General features: G+C 66.9%; 17 protein-coding genes, 2 pseudogenes and 1 other annotated feature. Of the genes and pseudogenes, 4 read left to right on the top strand and 15 right to left on the bottom strand.

What is annotated here, in order from left to right:
* From ACE5C1_RS14190 to ACE5C1_RS14165, 6 genes are all read right to left on the bottom strand, one after another.
* A partial coding sequence (locus ACE5C1_RS14190) for a hypothetical protein (protein ID WP_374944723.1) occupies nucleotides 1–202 on the bottom strand: 202 nt, incomplete at its 3' end.
* Between the two features lie 267 nt (nucleotides 203–469).
* The gene (locus ACE5C1_RS14185) at nucleotides 470–1,120 is read right to left on the bottom strand and encodes an HAD family hydrolase (RefSeq protein WP_374944722.1); all 651 of its coding nucleotides are present in this window, start codon (nucleotides 1,118–1,120) and stop codon (nucleotides 470–472) included.
* A 6-nt stretch (nucleotides 1,121–1,126) separates the two neighbouring features.
* Nucleotides 1,127–2,995 carry a thiamine pyrophosphate-binding protein gene (locus ACE5C1_RS14180; RefSeq protein ID WP_374944721.1) on the bottom strand — a complete coding sequence of 623 codons (1,869 nt, stop codon included), beginning with the start codon at nucleotides 2,993–2,995 and terminating at the stop codon, nucleotides 1,127–1,129.
* Nucleotides 2,996–3,070: 75 nt separating this feature from the next.
* Nucleotides 3,071–4,192, bottom strand: a complete 1,122-nt coding sequence (locus tag ACE5C1_RS14175; protein ID WP_374944720.1) for an N-acetylneuraminate synthase family protein — start codon at nucleotides 4,190–4,192, stop codon at nucleotides 3,071–3,073.
* Nucleotides 4,193–4,341: 149 nt separating this feature from the next.
* Nucleotides 4,342–5,271, bottom strand: a complete 930-nt coding sequence (locus ACE5C1_RS14170) for an NAD-dependent epimerase/dehydratase family protein (RefSeq protein ID WP_374944719.1) — start codon at nucleotides 5,269–5,271, stop codon at nucleotides 4,342–4,344.
* Nucleotides 5,268–6,947 (bottom strand): hypothetical protein, encoded by a 1,680-nt coding sequence (locus tag ACE5C1_RS14165; RefSeq protein ID WP_374944718.1) that lies wholly within the window; start codon nucleotides 6,945–6,947, stop codon nucleotides 5,268–5,270. Before ACE5C1_RS14165 ends, ACE5C1_RS14170 begins: the two co-directional genes overlap by 4 nt.
* Nucleotides 6,948–7,073: 126 nt before the next feature.
* Between ACE5C1_RS14165 and ACE5C1_RS14160 the strand changes: the two genes are divergently transcribed.
* A complete protein-coding gene (locus tag ACE5C1_RS14160) occupies nucleotides 7,074–8,219 on the top strand; it encodes an FkbM family methyltransferase (protein ID WP_374944717.1) in 1,146 nt (381 codons plus the stop codon).
* On the opposite strand, the gene ACE5C1_RS14155 is transcribed toward ACE5C1_RS14160, so the two are convergent.
* The 5 genes from ACE5C1_RS14155 to ACE5C1_RS14135 form a co-directional block, all read right to left on the bottom strand.
* Entirely contained in the window at nucleotides 8,204–8,626 is a 423-nt protein-coding gene (locus ACE5C1_RS14155) for a GtrA family protein (RefSeq protein ID WP_374944716.1), read from the bottom strand. The genes ACE5C1_RS14160 and ACE5C1_RS14155 overlap by 16 nt on opposite strands.
* Nucleotides 8,613–9,599: a glycosyltransferase family 2 protein gene (locus ACE5C1_RS14150; protein WP_374944715.1), complete on the bottom strand. Its 987-nt coding sequence runs from the start codon at nucleotides 9,597–9,599 to the stop codon at nucleotides 8,613–8,615. The genes ACE5C1_RS14155 and ACE5C1_RS14150 overlap by 14 nt, the downstream gene beginning before the upstream one ends.
* 4 nt (nucleotides 9,600–9,603) lie before the next feature.
* Nucleotides 9,604–10,929, bottom strand: a complete 1,326-nt coding sequence (locus ACE5C1_RS14145) for a hypothetical protein (RefSeq protein WP_374944714.1) — start codon at nucleotides 10,927–10,929, stop codon at nucleotides 9,604–9,606.
* Between the two features lie 26 nt (nucleotides 10,930–10,955).
* On the bottom strand, nucleotides 10,956–11,978 hold the full coding sequence (locus ACE5C1_RS14140; protein WP_374944713.1) for a hypothetical protein: 1,023 nt from the start codon (nucleotides 11,976–11,978) through the stop codon (nucleotides 10,956–10,958).
* 98 nt (nucleotides 11,979–12,076) lie between these two features.
* Nucleotides 12,077–14,038 (bottom strand): SLBB domain-containing protein, encoded by a 1,962-nt coding sequence (locus ACE5C1_RS14135; RefSeq protein WP_374944712.1) that lies wholly within the window; start codon nucleotides 14,036–14,038, stop codon nucleotides 12,077–12,079.
* 1,620 nt (nucleotides 14,039–15,658) lie between these two features.
* Here ACE5C1_RS14135 and ACE5C1_RS14130 point away from each other — a divergent pair.
* A pseudogene (locus tag ACE5C1_RS14130) lies at nucleotides 15,659–16,027 on the top strand (IS110 family transposase); the annotation flags it as partial.
* A gap of 8 nt (nucleotides 16,028–16,035) precedes the next feature.
* On the opposite strand, the pseudogene ACE5C1_RS14125 reads toward ACE5C1_RS14130, so the two are convergent.
* Nucleotides 16,036–16,697, bottom strand: a pseudogene (locus tag ACE5C1_RS14125) (transposase); the annotation flags it as partial.
* A gap of 130 nt (nucleotides 16,698–16,827) precedes the next feature.
* Nucleotides 16,828–16,962 carry a hypothetical protein gene (locus ACE5C1_RS14120; RefSeq protein ID WP_374944711.1) on the bottom strand — a complete coding sequence of 45 codons (135 nt, stop codon included), beginning with the start codon at nucleotides 16,960–16,962 and terminating at the stop codon, nucleotides 16,828–16,830.
* Nucleotides 16,963–17,323: 361 nt separating this feature from the next.
* On the opposite strand from ACE5C1_RS14120, the gene ACE5C1_RS14115 reads away from it, so the two are divergent.
* A protein-coding gene (locus ACE5C1_RS14115) for an IS3 family transposase (RefSeq protein WP_374944710.1) occupies nucleotides 17,324–18,555 on the top strand; the annotation gives its coding sequence in 2 pieces (ribosomal slippage) (nucleotides 17,324–17,621 and nucleotides 17,621–18,555; 1,233 coding nt in all).
* Nucleotides 17,608–17,724, top strand: a sequence feature (AL1L pseudoknot). It overlaps the preceding gene by 117 nt.
* Complete coding sequence (locus ACE5C1_RS14110) at nucleotides 18,521–18,778, top strand: ester cyclase (RefSeq protein WP_374944709.1); 258 nt, start codon at nucleotides 18,521–18,523, stop codon at nucleotides 18,776–18,778. Before ACE5C1_RS14115 ends, ACE5C1_RS14110 begins: the two co-directional genes overlap by 35 nt.
* A gap of 407 nt (nucleotides 18,779–19,185) precedes the next feature.
* Here ACE5C1_RS14110 and ACE5C1_RS14105 read toward each other — a convergent pair whose 3' ends face one another.
* Together ACE5C1_RS14105 and ACE5C1_RS14100 are read right to left on the bottom strand one after the other, a co-directional pair.
* On the bottom strand, nucleotides 19,186–19,881 hold the full coding sequence (locus ACE5C1_RS14105; protein ID WP_374944708.1) for a type 1 glutamine amidotransferase domain-containing protein: 696 nt from the start codon (nucleotides 19,879–19,881) through the stop codon (nucleotides 19,186–19,188).
* A 41-nt stretch (nucleotides 19,882–19,922) separates the two neighbouring features.
* Nucleotides 19,923–20,351, bottom strand: coding sequence for a 4-oxalocrotonate tautomerase family protein (locus ACE5C1_RS14100; protein WP_374944707.1), 429 nt, complete (start codon nucleotides 20,349–20,351; stop codon nucleotides 19,923–19,925).
* Nucleotides 20,352–20,752 lie beyond the last annotated feature (401 nt).

Genomic DNA, 20,752 nt, shown 5'->3' with positions numbered 1-20,752 from the left:
GCTCATCGAGCCGAAAACCGTAGAACAGCGCGCCCTGTGCCACCTGCCGACCCATCATGTCCGTGATCCCCCTACCGCCTTGCAGGAGTGAATCACGCCCTCGACACCGTCGCAAGCAGCCGTTTTTCAACAGCCTCGAATCGTTGATGATCGCGGTGTCGAGTTCCACCGACGATTGCGGGTCGAACGCATAGACGCGCAACCGGCGAATGGACGGCAACGGCAGGGCCGGTACAAGCGATGGACATCGCGTCACCATCATCTCCCAGCGACACGTGGCAGGAAAGCACCACGTCGACCGCCTGGAACATCGACTCTACGCTGATTACAGGATTACCTTGTCACGCCTTTCCTGGCGGCGTGTCAACACTGACCGCGCGGCCGGCCTCATCGTTTTGGCGCGGCGGATGTATTTCGGTACAATTTCAATTTCCGAATCGCGGATGATGCGGTGCGAGCGCAACCACCTCTATCGATGCGCGGCGGCGAGTGCCGGCAGGTCGGCGAAGCCGTCGAAGCGGCCGGCGGCATCCTTCTCGGCGACGGCATCGACGCCGTAACCGCCGGCATAGAGCAGCAGCGGGATGGCCAGCGCCGCCGCGGCCGCCGCATCGACCTCGCTGTCGCCGACGAACAGCGCTATCTCGGGCGTAGCGCCTAGCGCCGCCAGCGCATGTCGTAGCGGCGCGGGATCGGGCTTGGCGCGCGCGGCGGTGTCGCCGCCGGCGACACAGGCGAAGAAACGGTCGAGGCAGTGCGTGTGCAGCAGCGCCACGGCCAGCGATTCGGGCTTGTTGGTCACCACCGCAAGCCGCCAGCCGGCATCTACCAGCGCCGCCAGCGCCCATTCCACATCGGGGTAGACGATCGCCGGATCGGACGGTGCATCGCGCAGCAGTGCGCGGAACGCCGCCAGGTCTTGCTGCGGGTCGTCGGCCACCGGCCCAAGCGCCGTTGCGACCAGCGTGGCCGCGCCCAGGCTGACCAGCGGCCGCACCCTGTCGACCGCTACCGCCTGGCCCCCGCGCTCGACGCTGAGCCGGGTCAGCGCGGCCGCGATGTCGCGGGCGCTGTCGACCAGCGTGCCGTCGAGGTCGAACAGGATCGCGCTCCGCGGCACGCGGCCTCAGTTCATCAGCGGGATCAGCATGTTCGCCGCCAGCTCCTCACGCGGGAGGAAGGGGGCGAGGTCCTCGAGCGGCGCGGTCACCATGGTGCCGTCCTCGCGCACCCGCGACGACAGCTTGGGCGCGAAGTTCTGGGCCTTGTCGATGAACACCTCGCAGATCGCAGGTCCCGGGCTCGCCAGCGTCTGCCGGATCGCATCCGCCATGGTCGCGTGATCGCTGGTGGTGACGTAATCGAACCCGAAGGCGGTCGCGATCTTGCCGAAGTCGGGAAAGGTCACTCCCGAATCCGGACCGCAACCGACCGAGAAGCCGTTGAAATGCGATTGCTGCGACTGCCGGATCGAGTGGTAACCGGAGTTGTTGTAGAGGAAGATCTTGGCCGGAATGCGCTGCCCCACGATGGTCTGCAGTTCCTGGAGGTTCTGCATGATGCTGCCGTCGCCCGCCATGCAGATGATCCGCTGCGCGCGCTCCGGCCCCCGTTGATCCACCATCGCGTGCCAGGCGCCGATCGTCGCCGGCAGATCGTAGCCCATCGAGGCCGCGCCCGAGTTGGAGAAAATGCGCTGGCACGCCTTCAGCTTCGCCGCCTGGACGGTGACCACCGCCGCGGTCGCGTCGGCCATCACGATCACCTCGTGCGGCGCCAGCTGCTCGAACAACACTTCGGTGAAGCAATAGGGGTTCACCACCCCCTGCGTGTCCCAATATTCGGGCAGCACTGGGCTGTAGCGCCGTCGCCGCTCCATCGCCCAATCGACGTAGCGGCGATGCGCCGCGGGGGCTTCGTAGCCGTCGAGCTCCTCCAGCAGCACCGTCAGGAACTGCTTCAGCTCGGCGTGGACCGGCATGTCGATCGACAGCGTCGGCTTGCCGAGCTCGGCAGCGTCGACATCGACCATGATCTTTTTCGCCGCCCGCGCGAAGGACGCGAAATTGTAAGAGATCTGGCGGATGTTGAGCCGGCAGCCGAGCACCAGCAGCAGGTCGGCGTTCTGCACCGCGAAATTGCCCGACCGGTCGCCGACGGTACCGGGGCGGCCGACGTAGAGCGGGTGGTCGTCATCGACCACGTCCTGCGCGTTCCAGCCCGGCGCGATCGCCGCACCCAACCGCTCGGCGACCTCCAGGAAAAGGTCGTGCGCCCCCGAAATACGCACGCCGGTGCCGGGCAGCAGCACCGGCCGCTCGGCCGTCTTGAACGCGGCGATGACCTTGCGCGCCGCATCGCGCAGCGGCTCGCCGGTCAGCCAGCCATATTCGGCCGGCAGCGCGTAATCGCGGCCATAGCCTTCGACGCGTGGATCGAAGCCGCGCAAGGTGTCGGGATCGATCCGCGCGGCCTGGATGTCGATGGGGATGTCGACCCACACCGGACCCGGCCGGCCGGTCGTCGCGAGCCACAAGGCCTTTTCCATGAGGTAGCGGATGTCGCGCGCGTCCTGAACCATCACCGCGAATTTGGTGACCGGCGTAACCATGGCGATGGTGTCCGCCTCCTGGTCGCCCAATTGCCGCAACCGGACCGGCGCGTTGCCGCGCAAGGTCTCGCGCTTCACCTGGCCCGACACGACAATCATCGCGATCGAATCGGTATAGGCACCGTGAACCCCGTTGAGCGCGTTGATGCCGCCGGGTCCGGTGGTGACATTGACCGCGGCGAGCCGGCCGGACAGGCGCGTATAGCTCTCCGCCGCCATGGCGAGCGCCTGTTCGTGATGGCAGCACACGTAGCGCAGGCCCTCGGCCCGGCCCAGCGCATCGTTGAGGTGCATCGCGCCGCCCCCGGTCAGCATGAAGACGTGGCGGACGCCGTGCGCCGCGATGACGGTAGCGACATAGTCGGAAAGCCGGACGTCGGGCATGAAGGATCCTCGATATGCATTGCCCCGCCGCGGACCGAGCCGCGACGGGGCAGGAAAGTCACGACATACAGGTGGTCAGGCGACGGCGCGCGGCATGATCTCGGCGGCATCGACATAGTCCATGCCGCGATCGGCGATCAGCGCGCGCAGCTCCGGATCGGCGGCGTAAGCTGCCTCCACCGCACCCAGAGCGATCGGCGCATCCGCCTTGACCGCTTCGCGCAACGTCTCGCCGGTGGCGAACTCGCGGCTCGAGATCTGGCCCTTGAGCAACGGCACCGCCAGATAGACATCGGCGTCGTTAAGGACATGGCCGGCCGGCAGGTCGTGCCGCGCATAGGCGCCGCGCACCAGCGCATCGAGGTAGCGGACCTCCTTCTCGGGCACGTCGCGGCGCGCATGCGCGGCCCCGCCGCACATCTCGCGCGCCTTGTTGAACGCCTTGAACCAGGTATCGGCCTGATGCGGCTGGGTGCAATAGGAACTGACCGGCACGCCTTCGTGGTCGATGTCGATGTGCCGTTCGAACGTGCGGGCACCCTTGCCATAAGCGATCATCACCGAATCGTGCCAGTCGCGATGCTCGTGGGTCGACAAGCCGATGGTGATGCCGGGATAGCGCGCGCGCAGGTAATCGATCTGGTTCAGTTCGAGCTCACTGTCCTCGGACGGGTAGAGCGACACGCAATGGTTGAGCGCGAAGGGCACGTTGCGCGACGTGAAGAACGCCACCAGATCGTCGATATGCTGTTCGTTGGCACCGCCCGACGAGGCGACCACGGGCAGGCCGGCCGCGGCCATCCGGCGCAGCAGCGTCTTGTCGCGAATGTCGGAACTGGCGATCTTGAGCACGTCGACGCCGAATTCGACGCATTTGTCAACGCTGGCTTCGTCAAAGGGGGTCACCATGGTCAGCATGCCCTCAGCCCGGATCGCCTCCACCATCTGGCGCAGGCTGTTCCAGGGAAGCTGGGTGTCGATCGTCTTTTTGATGTAGCGCACGTCCGAGCGGTCGCGAAAATCGGGGTGGACAAAGGTGTCCACGTCGCGAAACTGCAGCTTGATCGATGCCTTGACGCCATTGGCGCGCACGACCTTGGCGAAATCGCGAATGATCTTCAGCCCGCGATCGATCTTGCCCCAATGATTGTTGGCCAGTTCGAGGACGAACAGATCGTCGAATATCGAGGTCGACATGACTTCCCCTTGCGTGTCGGCATCCTGTGCCGGAGTTCCGCGCTGGTGCGCCTTGGGAGCGCCGGTCGCTTGCGATCGACCGAACACACCGATGTGAGCGATCCGGTTAATAGAAGCGGTCTTCGCCTGCAAGCGCTGCCGCCCTAACCTTATTGATCTGGCTCAGAATTGCCGAAGATCCACCGGTCGGTGTCGACGAGCTGTTGATCGAATCCGGCAATTGGAAGCCCGAGCCGCATGGCCAGAGTCCTGGTCGCGGCGAAGTCCCCAATGTAGACGCTGGGCCGCTGCCAGTCGATCGGGGGGCGCGTGATCGCAGCATCCCCCAGGCCGACCAAGGCCGCGACCCGCGCGGCCAGATCGCCCATCTCCAGCGCTTCCGCCCCGCACAGGTCGACCGGTGCGGCGCAGCCGATCCCGGCCGACAGCGCCGACAAGGCCAGGTCGCAGAGGTCGCCGACGTGGAGAAAGGAGCGAAACACCGGCACCGCTGCTGCGACACGGATCGTGCCGGTCGTGCGCGCTTGAGTCAGCATATTGCCGAGGGCATAGGATTCGGCCTTGTTCATGAACGGCCCGGCGATGTTCCAGATGCGCCCTGCGATCACCGGCACACCGGTGCGTGCGCCCCATGCGAGCAGACGGTCTTCCTGGCGCAGCTTGGCAAGGCCGTACGGGTGCCGGTCGCGGCCCTGCGCCGCAAGCGCCGCCGCGCCGGAGGAGGCGACGAACACCGCATGCGGGGCCCCCTCTTCCAGCGCAGCAAGCAGCCGGTCGTCGATCCCTAAGTTGGTGTCGATAAAGCGGCGCTCGCCGAGCAACTCGGCCTTCTCCTTGGTCAAATAGGCGAGGTGGACGACGATCGCACCCTCCACGTCGGCGCCGGTCAGCGTCTCCAGCGGCCGCACCGGCAGCACGCTGCCGTCCGCGGCAGTGAGATCGCTCGTCCGCGAGCCGAACAACCTGACCGACGCGCCCCAGCCGGGGCCGCGCGCGTGCGCCAGTCGCATCAGCATCGCCCGGCCGATCCAGCCGGTGGGCCCGGTGATCACCACGGGACGCGCGTCGATCGCGGTCATGCGATCACGCCCGTCGCCTGGTTGGTCCCGAACGCGCCGGCCGCGCGCACCGGCGTGCGGTCCCAGACCAGCGCATTGGCCTGCCCCCCGGCGATCGCGGCGGGGTTCACGCCGATCACCTCGACCGCGACATGGTTGTTGGCCTGGCCGTCGAGGCGCACGCCCTGGGGAAAGACCCCCGCCCCGCCGGTCACCCGCGCGTGCACCGTCCCGCGGTCGCATGCGGCCAATTGCACCGCGGCCTGCGACGCAATCTGCGCGGGGTTGTGGATCGCCACGTCGATGTCGAAGTCGCGGCAGCCGGTCAGCCCCACCGGACGGCGATGGCCCAGGATCTTCAGCCCGCGCACGCTCAGTCCCGCGGCGTTGACCGCGTGAACGCCGACCGCGTTGCCGCCGCCATCGGCATCGCCCCAGCCGATCAGCTGCCCGCCGGTGATCGTCGTCATGCCGCCGCCGTCGTGGACGTGGATCGCGGCGAGGCTGCCCGGCACGACCGCGATATAGGGATCGATCACGTCGACCACGCCGTAAGGCGAGAGCCGGGAGAGCGTCAGCCCGGCATGGCTGACCGAGTCCAGGATGGGGGCGGTGATGTGGAGGTCGCCGTTGCCGGTACGTGCGCGCCGGCTGTTGCCCTCGCTCGCCAGCCCGTCGACGACGATCCCGTCGGTCATGGTCGCCATCTCGAACCGGGTCAGGAAGATGTCGGCAAAGGCGCCGGGCAGATAGGCGCCGATCGAACGCGCCAGCCTGGGCACTCCACCCGTGCTGACCACGCATTCGTCGACGTAGAGCGAGGCGTTGCCGCCTGCGAGGCCGAAGTCGGCGGAGCCGTCGAACAGGAAACCCACGAACCCCTCGCCCGCCCCGGCCCCGTCCGCACTCGGCCGAGAGCGATAGGCGCTGCAATTGCGCAGAAAGCTGCGCACCACGCCGCGCATCACATAGCCCGCGGCATGTTCCACCGAGGTCAAATTCTCGAACCGGCAGGCCACGGCATATTGGACGCGCAGGCCCGCCGGCCCGCCGCGTTCGAGCGAGCCGCCAGGTGCCACCGCGACCGAGCGCGCCAGTTCGAGCTGGTGCAACACGATCCCGGTCACGAAAGCGCCCGGACCGCCCGGGTCGCGATCGGGCCCGACCTGGACCACGTCGCCGTCGGCGCGGGTCAGCACCAGGCGACTGACGGTGGTGCGCCCGCCTGCGGAGCCGGTCCGTCCCTCGATCCGGCGACCGGGCAGCGCGATGCGGAGCGTGGCCGAGATGTGGTAATCCGCCGCGATCAGTGCGACGCAGCCGTGCGCGGCGATCGCGGCTTCGAGTGCGGGCAGGCAGTCGATGCGCGGGTCGCCGGCGACCGCGCCCCACCATTCGGGCCGCGCCGTCAGCACCCGGCTGACGTTGAGATCGACCCGCCCCGCGCCTGCGAAGACCGGCGCGGCGGATGCCTGAAAATCGCCGGTGAACGTCAGGGTGGAGCCGCGCGCCACGTCGATTCGCACGCCGGGCATCAGCAAGACGTCGCCGGTGACTGTCATGTCGCGATCGACGCGGTAGCTGCCGGCGGCCAGTACGATGCCGGCGCCGGGCACCCGAAGCACCTGACCCACGGCGGCACCCGGCGCGGCCTCGGCTGCGGCCAGCAGTCCTGCCAGCGGAATGCCGCGCAGCATGTCGCGGCGATCGATCGAAGAAAATCCGTTCACGCTTTGCGGTGTGCCCAAGCGACGGCGCCCGCGCAACCTTGGCAGCCGCGGGACGGCGCCGTAAGGACGGCGGCGAACGGATAAGGATTGGACATGCTTGCTGAAGCCGCCTTGGGCACGCTGTCGGATCGTCTCGGGCGACTACACGAGCGGGTGGAGCAGCGTCGTTCAGCGACCGCCTTGCGCGAGCGACTGGCGCAGGGCTGCTGGGTCTATGGCGCGGGCGGCTATGGCCTGCTGGCGATCCGGGTGCTGCGGGACGCCGGTGTCGATGTTCGCGGCGTCATAGACCGTCGGGCGAACGATCCAGCCTTTGCCGCCGGCCAGCCCGTGCCCGCGGTGGCCCCAGACTCGCTGACTCCGGCGATGGCGGCGGGAGCGACGCTGGTCGTCGGCGTCCACAATTTCGCTGCCGATCTGCGGCCCATCCACGCCTGGGGCGCGGCGCATGGCTTTGCCGACGTCGTCGTGCCCGCCGAGCTTCCTGACCTGCTCGGCCCCGCACTCGGCAGCTATTGGCTTACCGGGCGCGGCCATACGGCGCGGCATCTCGACGAGCTCGACCGGCTGGCGCCATTGTTGGCTGACGACGCCTCGCGCGCGGTGCTGGATGGAATCGCGGCGTTTCGCATCTCGGCCGATCTCGCCGATCACCCCCCTTCGCACCTGCCCTCGCAATATTTCCCACCCGACGTGCCGCTGACCCGCGCGCCGCTCCGGCTGGTCGATGGCGGCGCCTTCACCGGCGACGCCTGGCCTGCGCTCACCGCATCCGGGCGCACGCTGGGCGAATGGTACGCCTTCGAGCCCGATCCGGTGAATTTCAGAGCGCTGGTCGCCACCGCACGCGAAGCGCCGATGGCGCGTACCGCGCTGTTCCCCTGTGGGCTCGGCGAGCGTGCCGAGCAAATCCGCTTTGCGTCGGGCGAAGCGGCGGGGAGCCACGCCGCGGAGAACGGCGACACCGTGATCCAGATCGTCGCGCTCGACGAGGTGCTGCCGGGCATCTCCCCCAATTATGTCAAGCTCGACATCGAGGGCGCAGAGCGCGCGGCGCTGTCGGGGATGCGCGAGACGCTCGCACGCGCACGCCCGGCGATCGCGATCAGCATCTACCATCGCCCCGAGGACCTGTGGGAGCTGCCGCTGCTGATCCACGATCGCCTGCCCGATCACCGACTGTTCATCCGCCAGCACGGCTACAACGGCTTCGACACCGTGCTCTACGCTGTGCCTTGAGGCGGCGGGCGGAACACGATGCGGCTGAGCACCAGGAAGTTGAGGAGCGACGAGCAGACCAACGCGCATAGCCCCGCCAGATAGGGCGTGAGCCCGAGCGCGTGAAACAGCGCCAGGAAGGATACGCTGACCAGATAGTTGACGCCATAAGCCATCAGGTAGGCGAGCTTGGACTGCGGCGGCCGCTGGAACACGCCCAGGCTGTACGAAAAATAGTTGAACGCCACCCCCAGGCAGTGCGCGATGATCTGCGCGGCGAACAGGTTGAGGCCGAGCGCCACCAGACCTGCGTAGACGCCGTAGCCCCACAGGGTGTTGATCGCGGCGATACCGTAATAGCGCACCAGACCGGCGAACTGGCCAAGCCGGGGATGGATCGCGACGAGGCGCGCCTCAACCTTCCGCAAAGTTGATCCTTTCGCGCTCGACCACCAGCGGCGTGCCGCGGGTGCGCTCGGAGATCAGCCGCACTTGGTCGCCCATGAAGCCCAGCGCCAGGAACACCAGCGCGGCATTGCCCTCGATCAGCGCGGCCATCCAGAACCAGCCCGCCGGCCCGTCCAGCACCCAGCTCAGCAGCGCCGCCGCGACCGTCAGCCCGGCCAGCAGCGCCGAGACGACCGCCAGCAGGAACGGCAGCCGCAACAGCTTCTTGGCGGAGCCCGCCAGCCCCGACAGCGCGAAATCGGCAAGGCGCAGGAAGGTATTGGACGATATGCCGCGTTGGCGCGGCGCGCGAGCGTGCGGCACCGTCTCGATTCCGTAACCGCTTTCGACCAGCATGCCGCGAAAGAACGGCTCGGGCTCGTGCAGCCCCGCCAGCAGGTCGACGACGCGACGGTCGTAGAGCCCGAAGCCGGTGGCGTGCGGCACGATCGAATAATCGCCGAACTTCTCAAGGAAGCCGTAAGCGATCTTGCGGCCGAGCCCTAGCCACCAGCTGCTCTTCTCGACGATGCGGGTACCCAGCACGATCGGCGCGCCCGCGCGCCAGCGGCGGATGAATTCGGGGATCAGCTCGGGCGGATCCTGGAAATCGGACGCGATGCCGATCACCGCGCGGCCCGAAGTCGCGTAGATGCAGTGGGTCGGCGAGCGCATCTGGCCGAAATTGCGGGTGTTGGCGATCAGCTTGATCCGGGCATCGCGCGCGCACATCGCGCGGACGATCTCCACCGTGCGGTCGGTAGAGGCGTTGTCGATGAACAGATATTCGAAGCTGACGTCGCATTGCTCCAGCTGCGCGATCACCGCGGCCGCGATGGCCTCGACGTTGGCTTCCTCGTTGTAGCAGGGGCAGACGACCGAGATATCGGGAGGCGAGATTTCGGGGGGCGAGACATCGGAGGGCGAGATGTCGGGAGAGATATCGGAGATCATGAGGTCAATCAGCTGTTGAAGGCGTCGGGCGGGAAACGCGAAGCCAGGCCGGCATGCGCACCCTGCCCTCGGCGCGAAGCGCGGCCCATAACCGATGCAGCGTCGCGAAGGCGAGAAGGTCCATGATCAGCAGCAGTCCGGCCGGACGCAAGAGGGTGCCGACGCTCAGACCGTAGGATGCGGAGACCGGACGACCGCCCAGATAGCTTTCGACCATGAGCTGGAAGTCGAGTTGCACCAGGAAATAGTCGTAGCACATGTTCAGCAGATAGGCGATCAGCAATGCAGCGATGCGGCAAAATCCGCGCCCCTCTTCGAAGAAGACCAGGAACATGGCAAAGCACACCGCATAGCCGCCGGTCTCCTGAAGGCTCAGCGCAACCATCACCGCCAGTGCCGCGCTGCGTGTTCGCGGAAACAGTTCGGGCTTCACCCAGATCGCCGCGGCAGCGGCCATTGCCAGGACTTGGCTGCCGCGCATCAGCACAGGCAGCAGCCAGGCAGCGAGATCGAGCGGGCCCGAGCCGAGTAGCTTGACCAGCGGTCCCTTGCTTTCGCCCAGAAAGGCGTGAAGCGGCAGATAGGAGGACGGATAGTGCGCCACCGGCCAGTCCGCGATGCGGCCCGAATCCGCGAAGATGACGGTATTGCGCAGGATCTGCATCGGCGTGCCGTCGCCGACGATAAGCCACGTCACGACGTACACGACGACGCAAGCGACGATGGCGCCCTCGAACCACCGCCATTGGCGGCGCAGCAGCGTCGAAAAGATGGCCGCCAGCAGATACGGTTTGAAATTGGCCGCGGCGGCGGCACAGACCCAGCGCCAGCGCGCGCTTTTCACCAAGGGTCCGTAGGCGAGTACGAAGAACGTGAACGCCGGAATGATCAGGTTGGCTCGCTCGAGCGCGTACAGCATCGGCATGCCGAGCCCGACCGCGATGGCGCGGGGGAGCGCCGTGGCGCGATTGGTCCTGCGGTACGCTACCCAGACCAGCACGACGTTGCCGAAGAAGAATCCCAGCATTGCAGTGCGCAGCCACCAGTCGCAGTCGCGCGCGAACACCTCGGACCCGGCGTAGCAGGAGCCGGTCGCGAACAGCTTGAACCATGCAAAGGAGATCGGCGGATACACCGAGCGCCATATCTCGTAGGCGCCGTTTCGGAACGACCAGGCGGCGGTGTTGTAGCCGTCCATCAGCGAATCGCGGTAATTGAAGAAGAACGGGGGCGGCAGGAATCCGTTGGTGCGCAGGAACAGATACGCGTTGACGATGGTCCCGATCAGGACCGCGGCGCCGACGCCCTCGACCCACCGCGGGAGCATCATGTCCTTGCGCGGAAAGCCGTGCCGGGTCACGGATCGGACCGGCGTTGTCCCATCGGATCGTTTACGCCGAGAACCGGCGGAGCGACCATGTACAACTCGGCGGCGGTGGCGAGCAGCAGAACCAGGATCAGCAGCGCCAGCGGAATCGCATTATACTGACGCGCCGGGTCAAGATGGGTCGATTCGAGCCGCTCCAGCGAATATTGGGCGGTCAGTTCCTCGACCGCCGACCCTTCGAGATAGCGGATGTACGACTGGTAAAGCGATTGTGCGAAGCTGAGATTGCGTAGCAGATCGCCGTAGCGGGTGTTGATCTCGACCAGGTTCGCCGCGGATGCGCCCGATCCCGAAGACTGTTGCCGCGAGCGTTCTTCGGCGAGCTGACGTCTGGTGACGGCGATCTCGGTCTGCAGGCGCTTGACCTGATAGTTCTCGGGGCCGGCGAAGCGCTGCAGCGTTGCCAGTTCGGCTTCCTTCGCCTGCAATGATCCCTCCAGCGTGTTGAGGGTCACCACCGCTTGCGAAAGCTGCTCCTGCGGCGCGGGCAGAGCGTTGACGCGCCGAAACGCGGTGAGTTGGGTTTGCGCCTGCTGGACGCCGCGCTCCGCCTCCGCCAGCCGCTGATCGAGGATTTCGCGCTTGTAGGCGACCTGACGCTTGCTGAGGTCGGACAGGCGCTGCCGCAGCACGGTCGCGAACGCATCCACCGCGGCCAGCGCGGCGTCCGGGTCGCGATCCTTCATCTCGATCTGGAGAATGCCGCCGCGCAGCGCCGTGATCTCGATCTTGCGGTCCAGCTTGACGAGAGTGCGGCCGACCTCGTCGCGCGGTGTCTTGCCATTGATCAGGTTCAGCCGGGCGGCGACCGCGCGGAGAACGTCCCAGCTGCGCGCGACGGTGAGGTCGATCTCGGCGGGCTGCGCGGTCAGCAGCGTGCTGTAGCTGGCGCCGAGGCCGCCGAGTACCGCGGCAAGGCCTTGCGCACTCGAATCCGGGGGCGTCAACTTGACCAGCGCACGGTGGCGTTCCGGAAACAGGGTCAGAAGCAAAAGGACAAGGGCTACAACGACGAGCACGCTCCGCCGCACGGCAACGCGCCGCACCCAAGTAATGCCCATGAGGCGATCGAGAACGAACACCGGCTGCCTCAATTTGTCAGTGCCGCGATCGCGGCGGCCGTGACGCCGGCGCTCAACAGCAGCCCCGAGATGTCGCGAACGCGAGTCCAGAAGGTTGAGCTCTGCGTCCTGACCGGCACGAAGACCACATCGCCGGGGAGCGCGCGCGCCTTCAATGCGCCGCGTTTACGGGTCACCACCGATCCGTTGGCGCGCACCACGAAGATCTCGCGCTTGTCGGCGACCCGCTGCTCGCCACCGGCAAGCTCCAGATAGTCGCTGATGCGACGAGCCCGGTTCACCTGGAACGACCCCGGCCGGAACACCGCGCCGAACACGCCCACCGTGGTCGGGGTCGGCGGAATGTAGAGCCTGTCGTTGTTCTCCATCACCGTTTCGAGCGGCAAGGCGATCGAATCGGGCTCGGTTTCGAGCACCACGCGCCCGTCCGGTCGCGCGGCGCGCAGCCGGTCCACCACGGCGCGCGCGGCGGCGAGCTGCTGCGCGCGCAATGCGGCGTCGTTCAGATCGGTCACCGATTGCGACAGCGGCGCCGCGGCCAGGCTCAGTTCCAGCTGCTGCAGCGCCTCGTCGAAGCTCCGCTGCTGCTGCTGCTGCACACGGGCGCGATCGAATTCGGCACCGTAGACGAAGGCGCGCCCGGTGAGCCCCCCCGCCATCGTCAGCGCGTCCGCCATGGTCGCGTTCGCGGGCAGGTAATAATGCCCGGGGCGATCAACCTGCCCTTCGATGGTGACCAGGATGTTCTGGCGTTCCAGCGGTCGGGCATAATCGGCAACCGAGAGGAAGCGCAGGATATCGCCGCCCGCAATCGGACTCGTGCTGGCGTCCGCCAGGCTGAGCTGCACCCAGCCGCGCCGGTCGAGCTCCGACAGCCGCGACACCACTGTCCGAGTCGGATCGGCAAGCGTGGAGAGACCGCCGGCATAGCGGAGCACCTCGGCGATGCTCTCGCCCGGCTTCGTCTCGTAGATCGCCTCGGCGTTGACGCTGCCCGTCAGCGCGATTTGCGGGCCGACCGGCGCGATGAAGACGACGTCCTCGTCCTGCAGAACGATGTCCTTGGACTTGTCGCCGCGCAGCAGCAGGTCGTACACGTCGAAGTCGCCGACCAGCTTGCCGCCGCGCCGCACCTGGATCGATCGGAAGCTGCCGCCCGCGGTCGGGCCGCCGCCGGCGAGCACCGTATTGACCAGGGTCGACAGGCTGCTGACGGTATAGGCGCCGGGATTGGCGGCATAGCCCGTCACATAGACGCGGATACCGTGTAGCTGGGCGATGCTGACTGCGATGCGATAATCGCGATATTCGTCGCTGATCCGGCGCGACAGCGCGCCCGCGAGATCGCCGTAGCGCACCCCCACCAGACTGACCCGACCGACACGCGGAATGAAGACAGCCCCGTTGTTGTCGAGCGTCAGGCGCAGTTCCGACTGAACCGATCCGGTCAGCCCGACCAGGATCTCGTCGCCGGGATTGAGCTGGTAATCGGGTGGTACCGCAGCGGTAGACGGTGGCGTGAAGTTGCGCGCCGAGGGTAGCAGCAGCGAGGCGCCGAAGCGCGGCACGCTGCGCCCGAGCACCTGCGCGACATAGGTCTCGTATTCGCCCGGCGGTGTCGGCGGCAGGCGCTCGCCGAGCGGGGTGGTGATCCCTGCCTCGGTCGCCCGGGTGGTCGCCCGGTTGGTTCCTTCGGTCTGGACCTGCTGGCTGAGCTGCGCGGCCTGCGCCGGCACTGCACTGATCGAGGGCGGCGGGGCGGTCGGCGCGATCGAGGGCGCGACCGGTTGCTGCTGCACATTGGTCTGCGCCTGCTGGTCGGTCGCTCCGTTCTGACCATAATTTTGGGGCTGACCGGCAAAAACGGCGCTGGGGATCTGGGCCGCGCCAGGGGTGCCGGCTGCCAGGCACGCCAGCGCAACCGAACCGAACAGGAGCGCGCGTGGCGCAAATTCGAACTTGGTAGACATCGACACTCCGAAACCCGGCAGAATTCCCGCCCATGCGCCATTGCGGCGTGATGACCGGTACGGACGCCCGCCCGCTGTTGGCAAGCGCATAACCGACTGGGCAGGAGAGTGCCATGCCGCACCGCACGGCGATCGCGGTCCCCTCCACTGCAGAGGGCATCGATCCGACGTTTACCGGTCCCCGGGTCGAAGGCTTCGGGGCTTTCCATTTCGAGAAATACGACGTCCATCCCAGTCCGGGCGGCGCCGATCGCGACCACAACGGCGGGGTCGCGGGTGCCCTGGCCGGTTTCGATCTCGGCTTCCGAAATCTCGTGGTTGGCGACGTCTGCGCGCCGCGTCCCGACCTTGCCGCTGGCCACTGCGTGCGCCCGGAGCGCGAGATCGAAGCTGGTAGGCGGATCGGCTTCAAGGAGGCGACCTCTTCGGCAACCGCGCGCTGGTTTACGCTCTCCGCCCATCCCGAACCGGGCCGTTTGCTGCCGGAAAAGCGGATCGCGGTGCGGAAAACGTTCTGCCTGCGGTCAAACCGATCCGCTTCGCGCCGGTCGCGGTGGCGTATGCACGGGCGATCAACGCAGCGGTGCCGCTCGCCGTCAGCGCAGGCCCGGCGACCCGGCCTTTCAGCCCCATTTTCACCGTGGGCAAATGCCGCACGGGCGCAGGATTGCCTGGCCGCCGCAGCCTTCTTCGAAGCGGGCTACGATGCCCAGGAAGAGCGCGCTGTCGCCTGGTCGTGCTCAACCGCGTCCACCACTCGGCATTCCCCAAAACGGTGCGCGGAGTCGTGTTCCAGGGCGCCGAGCGACACACCGTTGCCAATTCACCTTTACGTTCACCTGCGACGGCGCGATGCACGCCGGGCGCCTTCGTGGGGCAAGAGCGCGGCGCGGAGCCTGCGTTGGGCCTGTTCGCCAGCTTGTTCCGGGCGCCCGACAATGGAACACCACCGCCTACGCCGCAATTGCGCCGAGCGGACGGCTCTCTCGCGCGCTTTACACGGCCAACGACCCCGATCTGTTCCTGATCAAGCTGCATGCCGACGATGCGGCTGCATATCCGTCGCGGGCGAACGCCCTGTATGCTGATCGAGATACCTGCACGGTGCTCGGCTGGACCGATCCCCGGCTGGCCGCCCCTGCGCTGCCGCTGCCCCTCGCGCAGATGGAGGGATTGGCGTTTCGCTACAGTCGCCAGGTAGGCAGCGAGGAGCGAGCCTCCGATGGCGACAGACCGGGGATATGGCTGGGGCGGCAGGAGGCCCAGCTAACGTCCCAGCGCTTGGCCGGTCGGCTTGCGCACGGACACGGGTCAACCGCACTTAATACAGCTACCGGTGACGGAAACAAGTGACTTCGGCCAGCATTGGTGTCGGCAGTACCAGCCTGCATATCTGCGTATAAACAAGCTCTACGTGCCTCAATCGCCATCGGCTTCGTTGCAGCATGCTGGCCTCGCCTGCGACAACGGTTACAGCGCGCTCGATCACCAGGCTGCACGCTGGGCGCATACTCTCTTTTGACCGTATGCCGGCTCTGTGTAGGGGTGGCTCGCCCCACACTGCGCGGCCGAGGATTGCTCAGGAGGGGCCGAGCCGATCCTTATCGCAGGGAGCGAGCCGTGGACCATCATACAGAGGTTCTCGTCGGGATCGACGTGTCGAAGGCTCGTGACACGTTCGCGAATTCCGATGGCGATCGCGGAGGCGAGGTGCGGTTCCTGGGTGAGGTCGACGCCTCGCCGAAGGCGATGCGGCGAGTGGCGCAGCGGATCGTCGCCAAGCACGAGCGGGCGCATTCCTGCTACGAAGCCGGCCCGACCAGCTACGGCCTCCACCGGTTGATCACCGGCATGGGCTATCGCTGCGACGTGGTCGCGCCGTCGCTGATCCCGGGGCGAGGTGGCGAACGGGTGAAGACCAACAGGCGCGGCGCGATCGGCCTGGCCAAGCTGCTCCGCGCGGGGGAGCTGACCCCGGTGTGGGTTCCCCGATGTTCTCAGCCCTCGCGGCGGGCGTGATCCCAAGGCATGAGTGCATCGAGCGCGGTCGCGTGATGGCCGGCGGCGAGCCGGGCGAGCGTATCGGCCAGCCAAGCCTGCGGATCGACGTCGTTCAGCTTAGCCGTCTCGATCAGCGACGCGGTCACTGCCCAATGGTTTCCGCCGTCATCGAATCCGGCGAAGAGAGCGTTCTTGCGGCTGGCCTGGGCCAGCTTGGCGTCGAGTAGCGCGTGCAGCTCGTCGACCACGGGCCGGCTACGTTCTTGGCGACCGGCGCGACGCTCTTCAGGCGACCGGCCGCGCACGTCCTGCTAGACCGCGTACAGTCGGGCGATGCGCGCCAGCACGTCCGCCGCGACCGCTGGCGCGCCCGCCTTGGCCAGTTCGTAGAAGCGGCGGCGCGCATGTGCTCAACAGAAGGCGAGCGCGACGTCCCCGCGCCGCGCCAGGGCGGCGTAGCCGCCATGCCTGTCCACGTGGAGCACGCCCTTCAAGCCCACCCTGTGCTCGATCGACCGCTCCGCCTTCGGGTCGGGCGCGTAGACGTACGCGACCGCGGGTGGATCCGTTCCTCCCCAGGGCCGGTCGGTGCCCATAGTTGCCCGGTCTTGATGCGACCGCGTCCTGGATCCAGCACGGGGGCGGTGGTCTCGTCGGCCTACAGCTTGGCGGAGCGCTACAGATGGCTACCGTTGCGCAAGTCGACGGGCTTGGTCGCCATCAGGACGCGCGCATCCGTGCCGGGGCCGATCACACCCCGGTCTTTAGCGCATCGATCATCGCCGCGATCACCCGGCATCCGCCCCGCGCGCGATCTTCACCGCGACGCCATCGATCTCCAGCTCGACCGCGGCCAGCGGGCCTCGCCGTCGCGGCCTGCTCCGCTTCGCAGGCGACGGCGCCGCTTCGATCAACGCCGGCACGAAGAGCGGCTCGGGCAGGGTCCGCCCGGCAGAGTGCCCGCCCCCCCGCCTCGGCCGCCTGGCGCATCTCGCCCCGCTCGGTGTTCGATCTGGCGATTTCTTGCCGAGAGCAATGTGCGGCAGCCATGGAAGTCCTGAAGCGGAGCCGAGCCGACGCTTTCCAAAAGGCGTCTTAAGCGGTTCAGCTACTACGGACCGCTACATCGACTCTGTGGGCAAGCTGCAGGTCTGCTCGCTTAGACTTCAGACAATCGATGTCTTTTTTCAAGCATCCGTCACCCCTTCGGTGCAGCCTCCGGCTGCACCGAAACTGAATCGCCCCGGGTTTGTCGGAGGCTCCAACTCCTGAGAAGGTGGAGCCATGACGAGCAAGACGACGAACAAGTTTTCGCCCGAGGTCCGCGAACGAGCGGTGCGGATGGTGCTGGATCACGAGCGCGACCATCTGTCGCGATGGGCGGCGGTGGTTTCCATTGCGGAGAAGATCGGCTGCGTGCCGCAGACGCTGCATGAGTGGGTGAAGAAGGCCGAGGTCGACAGCGGCAAGCGCGCCGGGGTTCCGACCGAGGTCGCGGACAAGCTCAAGGCGTTGGAGCGCGAGAACCGCGAATTGCGCCAAGCCAATGAGATCCTGCGCAAGGCATCGGCATATTTCGCACAGGCGGAGCTCGACCGCCCGTTCCGGCGATGATCGCGTTCATCGACGATTACCGCGATGACTATGGGGTCGAGCCGATCTGCCGTGTTCTGCCGATCGCCCCATCCACCTACCACGAGCACGTTGCGCAGCGAAAGGATCCGACACGCCTGTCGGCACGGGCGCAGCGGGATGTGGTCCTCAAGCCCGAGATCGCTCGCGTGTTCGCCGAGAACTTCGCGGTCTACGGCGTGCGCAAGGTCTGGCGGCAGATGATGCGGGAGGGCTTCCCGATCGCCCGTTGCACCGTGGAACGGTTGATGCGCGAGATGGGCCTGGCAGGCGTGATCCGCGGCAAACCGGTGCGCACGACCATCAGCGACAAGGCAGCGCCGTGCCCGCTCGACCACGTCAACCGCCAATTCTACGCCCCCGCGCCGAACAGACTGTGGGTGTCGGACTTCACCTACGTCGCGACCTGGGCGGGGTTCGTCTACGTCGCCTTCGTCATCGACACCTATGCCCGCCGGATCGTCGGGTGGCGGGCCAGCAGGACGGCACACGCCAGCTTCGTCCTGGATGCGCTCGAGCAGGCGCTTCACGATCGACGCCCGGTTCATCGCGGCGGCCTGGTCCACCATAGCGACCGCGGCTCGCAATATGTGTCCATCAAGTACACCGAGCGCCTTGCCGAGGCCGGAATCGAGCCCTCGGTCGGCAGCGTCGGCGACAGTTACGACAACGCTTTGGCCGAAACGATCAACGGCCTCTACAAGGCCGAGGTGATCCACCGCCGCGGGCCCTGGCGCAGCTTCGAAGCCGTCGAGTACGCCACGCTGGAATGGGTCGACTGGTTCAACCATCGCCGGCTGCTGCAGCCCATCGGCAACATCCCGCTTGCCGAAGCAGAAGATCAATATTATGCTGCTGCGGACAACATCGATATGGCAGCGTGACTCACAACCCATGGCCTCCGGCAAACCCCGGGGCGGTTCACGCCTGACCGACACGGGAACGCCGGAGCAGGAATGGCTGGGCGTCAAACCAACCGGCAGGGCTATGAGGATTGCCGAGTTCGCCTTCTACCGCGTGCGGGACGGCAAGATCGCGGAAATGTGGTTCCTGCTCGACGCGCCTGCAGCGAAGGCGCAGCTCGATCCGGCTCCGCGGTGCGAATAATGCTGGACCGGAAGCGAGGTCCTCGTAGATGCGCTTCGGATCGACGCCGGCCGCAGGCAGCTCGGCGCGCTGCGGCGCGAGCGTCTGCATGCCATCCGACTTCGACACCCGCACATACCCGATCAGCACCGGCTATCCCGCCAGAAAAGAACAATGCCTTTCTGGAGCGTGGCACTGGTTCCGCAACGGGTTGTCTCATCACCGGCGAGCCGTTTGGAACGGCTCACATCGACCGCAAGGAAACCGAACGATTCCTTGCGACTTGTTCACCGATGCCGACATGATCGATATCATGCAGGCGCGAGCCAGCAGTGCTGCAACATCGCCGCGAGCCGGTTTTTACGGCTGCGGCTGGGTATCGACCCAGCCGCAGCTGCTATAGCACGCCCGGCTCGGCCGGGCCTGGGTTAGTTCAAGGCTGCGATCACCGCCTCCGCGAGCGGCTTCGACGAGGCGGGGTTCTGGCCCGTGAGCAGGTTGCCATCCCGTACGATGAACGCACCCCAGTTCGGTCCCTTGTCGTAAGTCGCGCCAGCCTTGCGCAGCGTGTCGGCCAGCAGCCATGGAGCGTTGTCGGCAGTGCCGAGCTCGACTTCCTCCTCATCGCTGAACGCGGTCATGCGGCGGCCCGCGAACAGCCACTTGCCGTCGTTATCCTTCGCGGCCAGCAACGCGGCCTGACCGTGACATACCGGCGCGATGATCTTGGACGTGCTTTCCGCCTCGGTGAGCACGCGACCCATGTCGGCATCCTTGTACAGATCCTCGACCGGGCCATGACCACCGGGGATGACGATCGCATCGTAGCGGCTGGTCACGACGTCGGCGAGCACCAGCGGCTTCGCCATGCGATCCTCGACCGACTGAAGGTAGGTCCGAAAATGATCGACATTTTCCTTGCCCACGGTCCCCGGATCCATGCTGTGCTGATCGATCGTCGCGCGTACGCCGCCCGGCGTGGCGATGTCGACGGTTGCCCCCGCCTGGCGGAACGTCTCGTCCATGACGACGAACTCTTCCGCCCAGACGCCGCTCTCATAGGCGGACCCGTCCGCGCGGGTCCACGTGTCGGTCGCCGATAGTACAATGAGGATGTTGGTCATTGATTTTTTCCTTTTGGGTGAGGTTACGCACTACTGAGGGATCAGAGAGCAGGCTTGTCGGGGGGTGACGCGCGCATGGCGCCGAGGTCGGCGGTTTCGCCCATGAAGCCCCAGTTGCTTTCCGGGATCTCCTGCAGGACGATGTAGACCGGCACGGCGCCGTGCGCCGCAGAGTGGCGGCCCAGGATTTCCGTGGCGCCCTTGATGAGCTTCTCCTTGGCAACATCGTTCATGCCGCCGGCCACCACGAACATCTGCACGCTGATGATCCTGGCGTGCGCCGGCGCGCCGCCCATGAACACGGCGTCAGCCGGATAGGTGTTGAAGTAGGTCCAGACGGTGGACTTCATGAACGGCGACTTCGGCAGCGCCTCGCAGTCGAGCGCGAAGTCGGTGAGTTCGGTCGTCAGCGCCGCGCGCCCTTTCGGGTCGAACGTGCCGTCGGCGGCGTGGATGATGATCTTGGGCATGGAGCCTCCGGCAGGTTCAGGGGAAAGTCGGGCCGCTCGCGAGGCACCCTGTAGTGCCGGCGTCGCGAACGACATCAGCGGCAGTCCGATCGCTATCGCGGCGCCTCCCGCAAGCAGGGTACGCCGCGACTGGCCGATCCCGGCGTTCGCTGAAGCCGCATCGTGTTGATCGCCCATCGTCGCGCCTCTTATTCGTGCTTCGGCGGCTCGGTGAGCGACCGTCATCGTCAGATGGCCTGGCCGCCCGATACTTCGATGCGCTGCGCGTTGATCCAGCGGTTGTCGGGGCCGAGCAGGCTGGCGACCATCGGCCCGATGTCGTCGGGCACGCCGACGCGGCCGAGCGCGGTCATGTCCGCGAACTGCTGGTTGAGATCGGGCATGTCGCGCACCGCGCCGCC

The organism is Sphingomonas sp. (genome assembly GCF_964263785.1).
GTDB lineage: Bacteria > Pseudomonadota > Alphaproteobacteria > Sphingomonadales > Sphingomonadaceae > Sphingomonas.
This window is presented reverse-complemented; position numbering and strand designations above follow the sequence as displayed.

What these genes read in the sequence shown, in the direction of transcription:
- ACE5C1_RS14180 (WP_374944721.1), bottom strand. Translation starts at nt 2,995, where the DNA reads ATGCCCGACGTCCGGCTTTCCGACTATGTCGCTACCGTCATCGCGGCG.
- ACE5C1_RS14175 (WP_374944720.1), bottom strand. Translation starts at nt 4,192, where the DNA reads ATGTCGACCTCGATATTCGACGATCTGTTCGTCCTCGAACTGGCCAAC.
- ACE5C1_RS14170 (WP_374944719.1), bottom strand. Translation starts at nt 5,271, where the DNA reads ATGACCGCGATCGACGCGCGTCCCGTGGTGATCACCGGGCCCACCGGC.
- ACE5C1_RS14165 (WP_374944718.1), bottom strand. Translation starts at nt 6,947, where the DNA reads ATGCTGCGCGGCATTCCGCTGGCAGGACTGCTGGCCGCAGCCGAGGCC.
- ACE5C1_RS14160 (WP_374944717.1), top strand. Translation starts at nt 7,074, where the DNA reads ATGCTTGCTGAAGCCGCCTTGGGCACGCTGTCGGATCGTCTCGGGCGA.
- ACE5C1_RS14150 (WP_374944715.1), bottom strand. Translation starts at nt 9,599, where the DNA reads ATGATCTCCGATATCTCTCCCGACATCTCGCCCTCCGATGTCTCGCCC.
- ACE5C1_RS14145 (WP_374944714.1), bottom strand. Translation starts at nt 10,929, where the DNA reads ATGATGCTCCCGCGGTGGGTCGAGGGCGTCGGCGCCGCGGTCCTGATC.
- ACE5C1_RS14135 (WP_374944712.1), bottom strand. Translation starts at nt 14,038, where the DNA reads ATGTCTACCAAGTTCGAATTTGCGCCACGCGCGCTCCTGTTCGGTTCG.
- ACE5C1_RS14110 (WP_374944709.1), top strand. Translation starts at nt 18,521, where the DNA reads ATGCTGCTGCGGACAACATCGATATGGCAGCGTGACTCACAACCCATG.
- ACE5C1_RS14105 (WP_374944708.1), bottom strand. Translation starts at nt 19,881, where the DNA reads ATGACCAACATCCTCATTGTACTATCGGCGACCGACACGTGGACCCGC.
- ACE5C1_RS14100 (WP_374944707.1), bottom strand. Translation starts at nt 20,351, where the DNA reads ATGCCCAAGATCATCATCCACGCCGCCGACGGCACGTTCGACCCGAAA.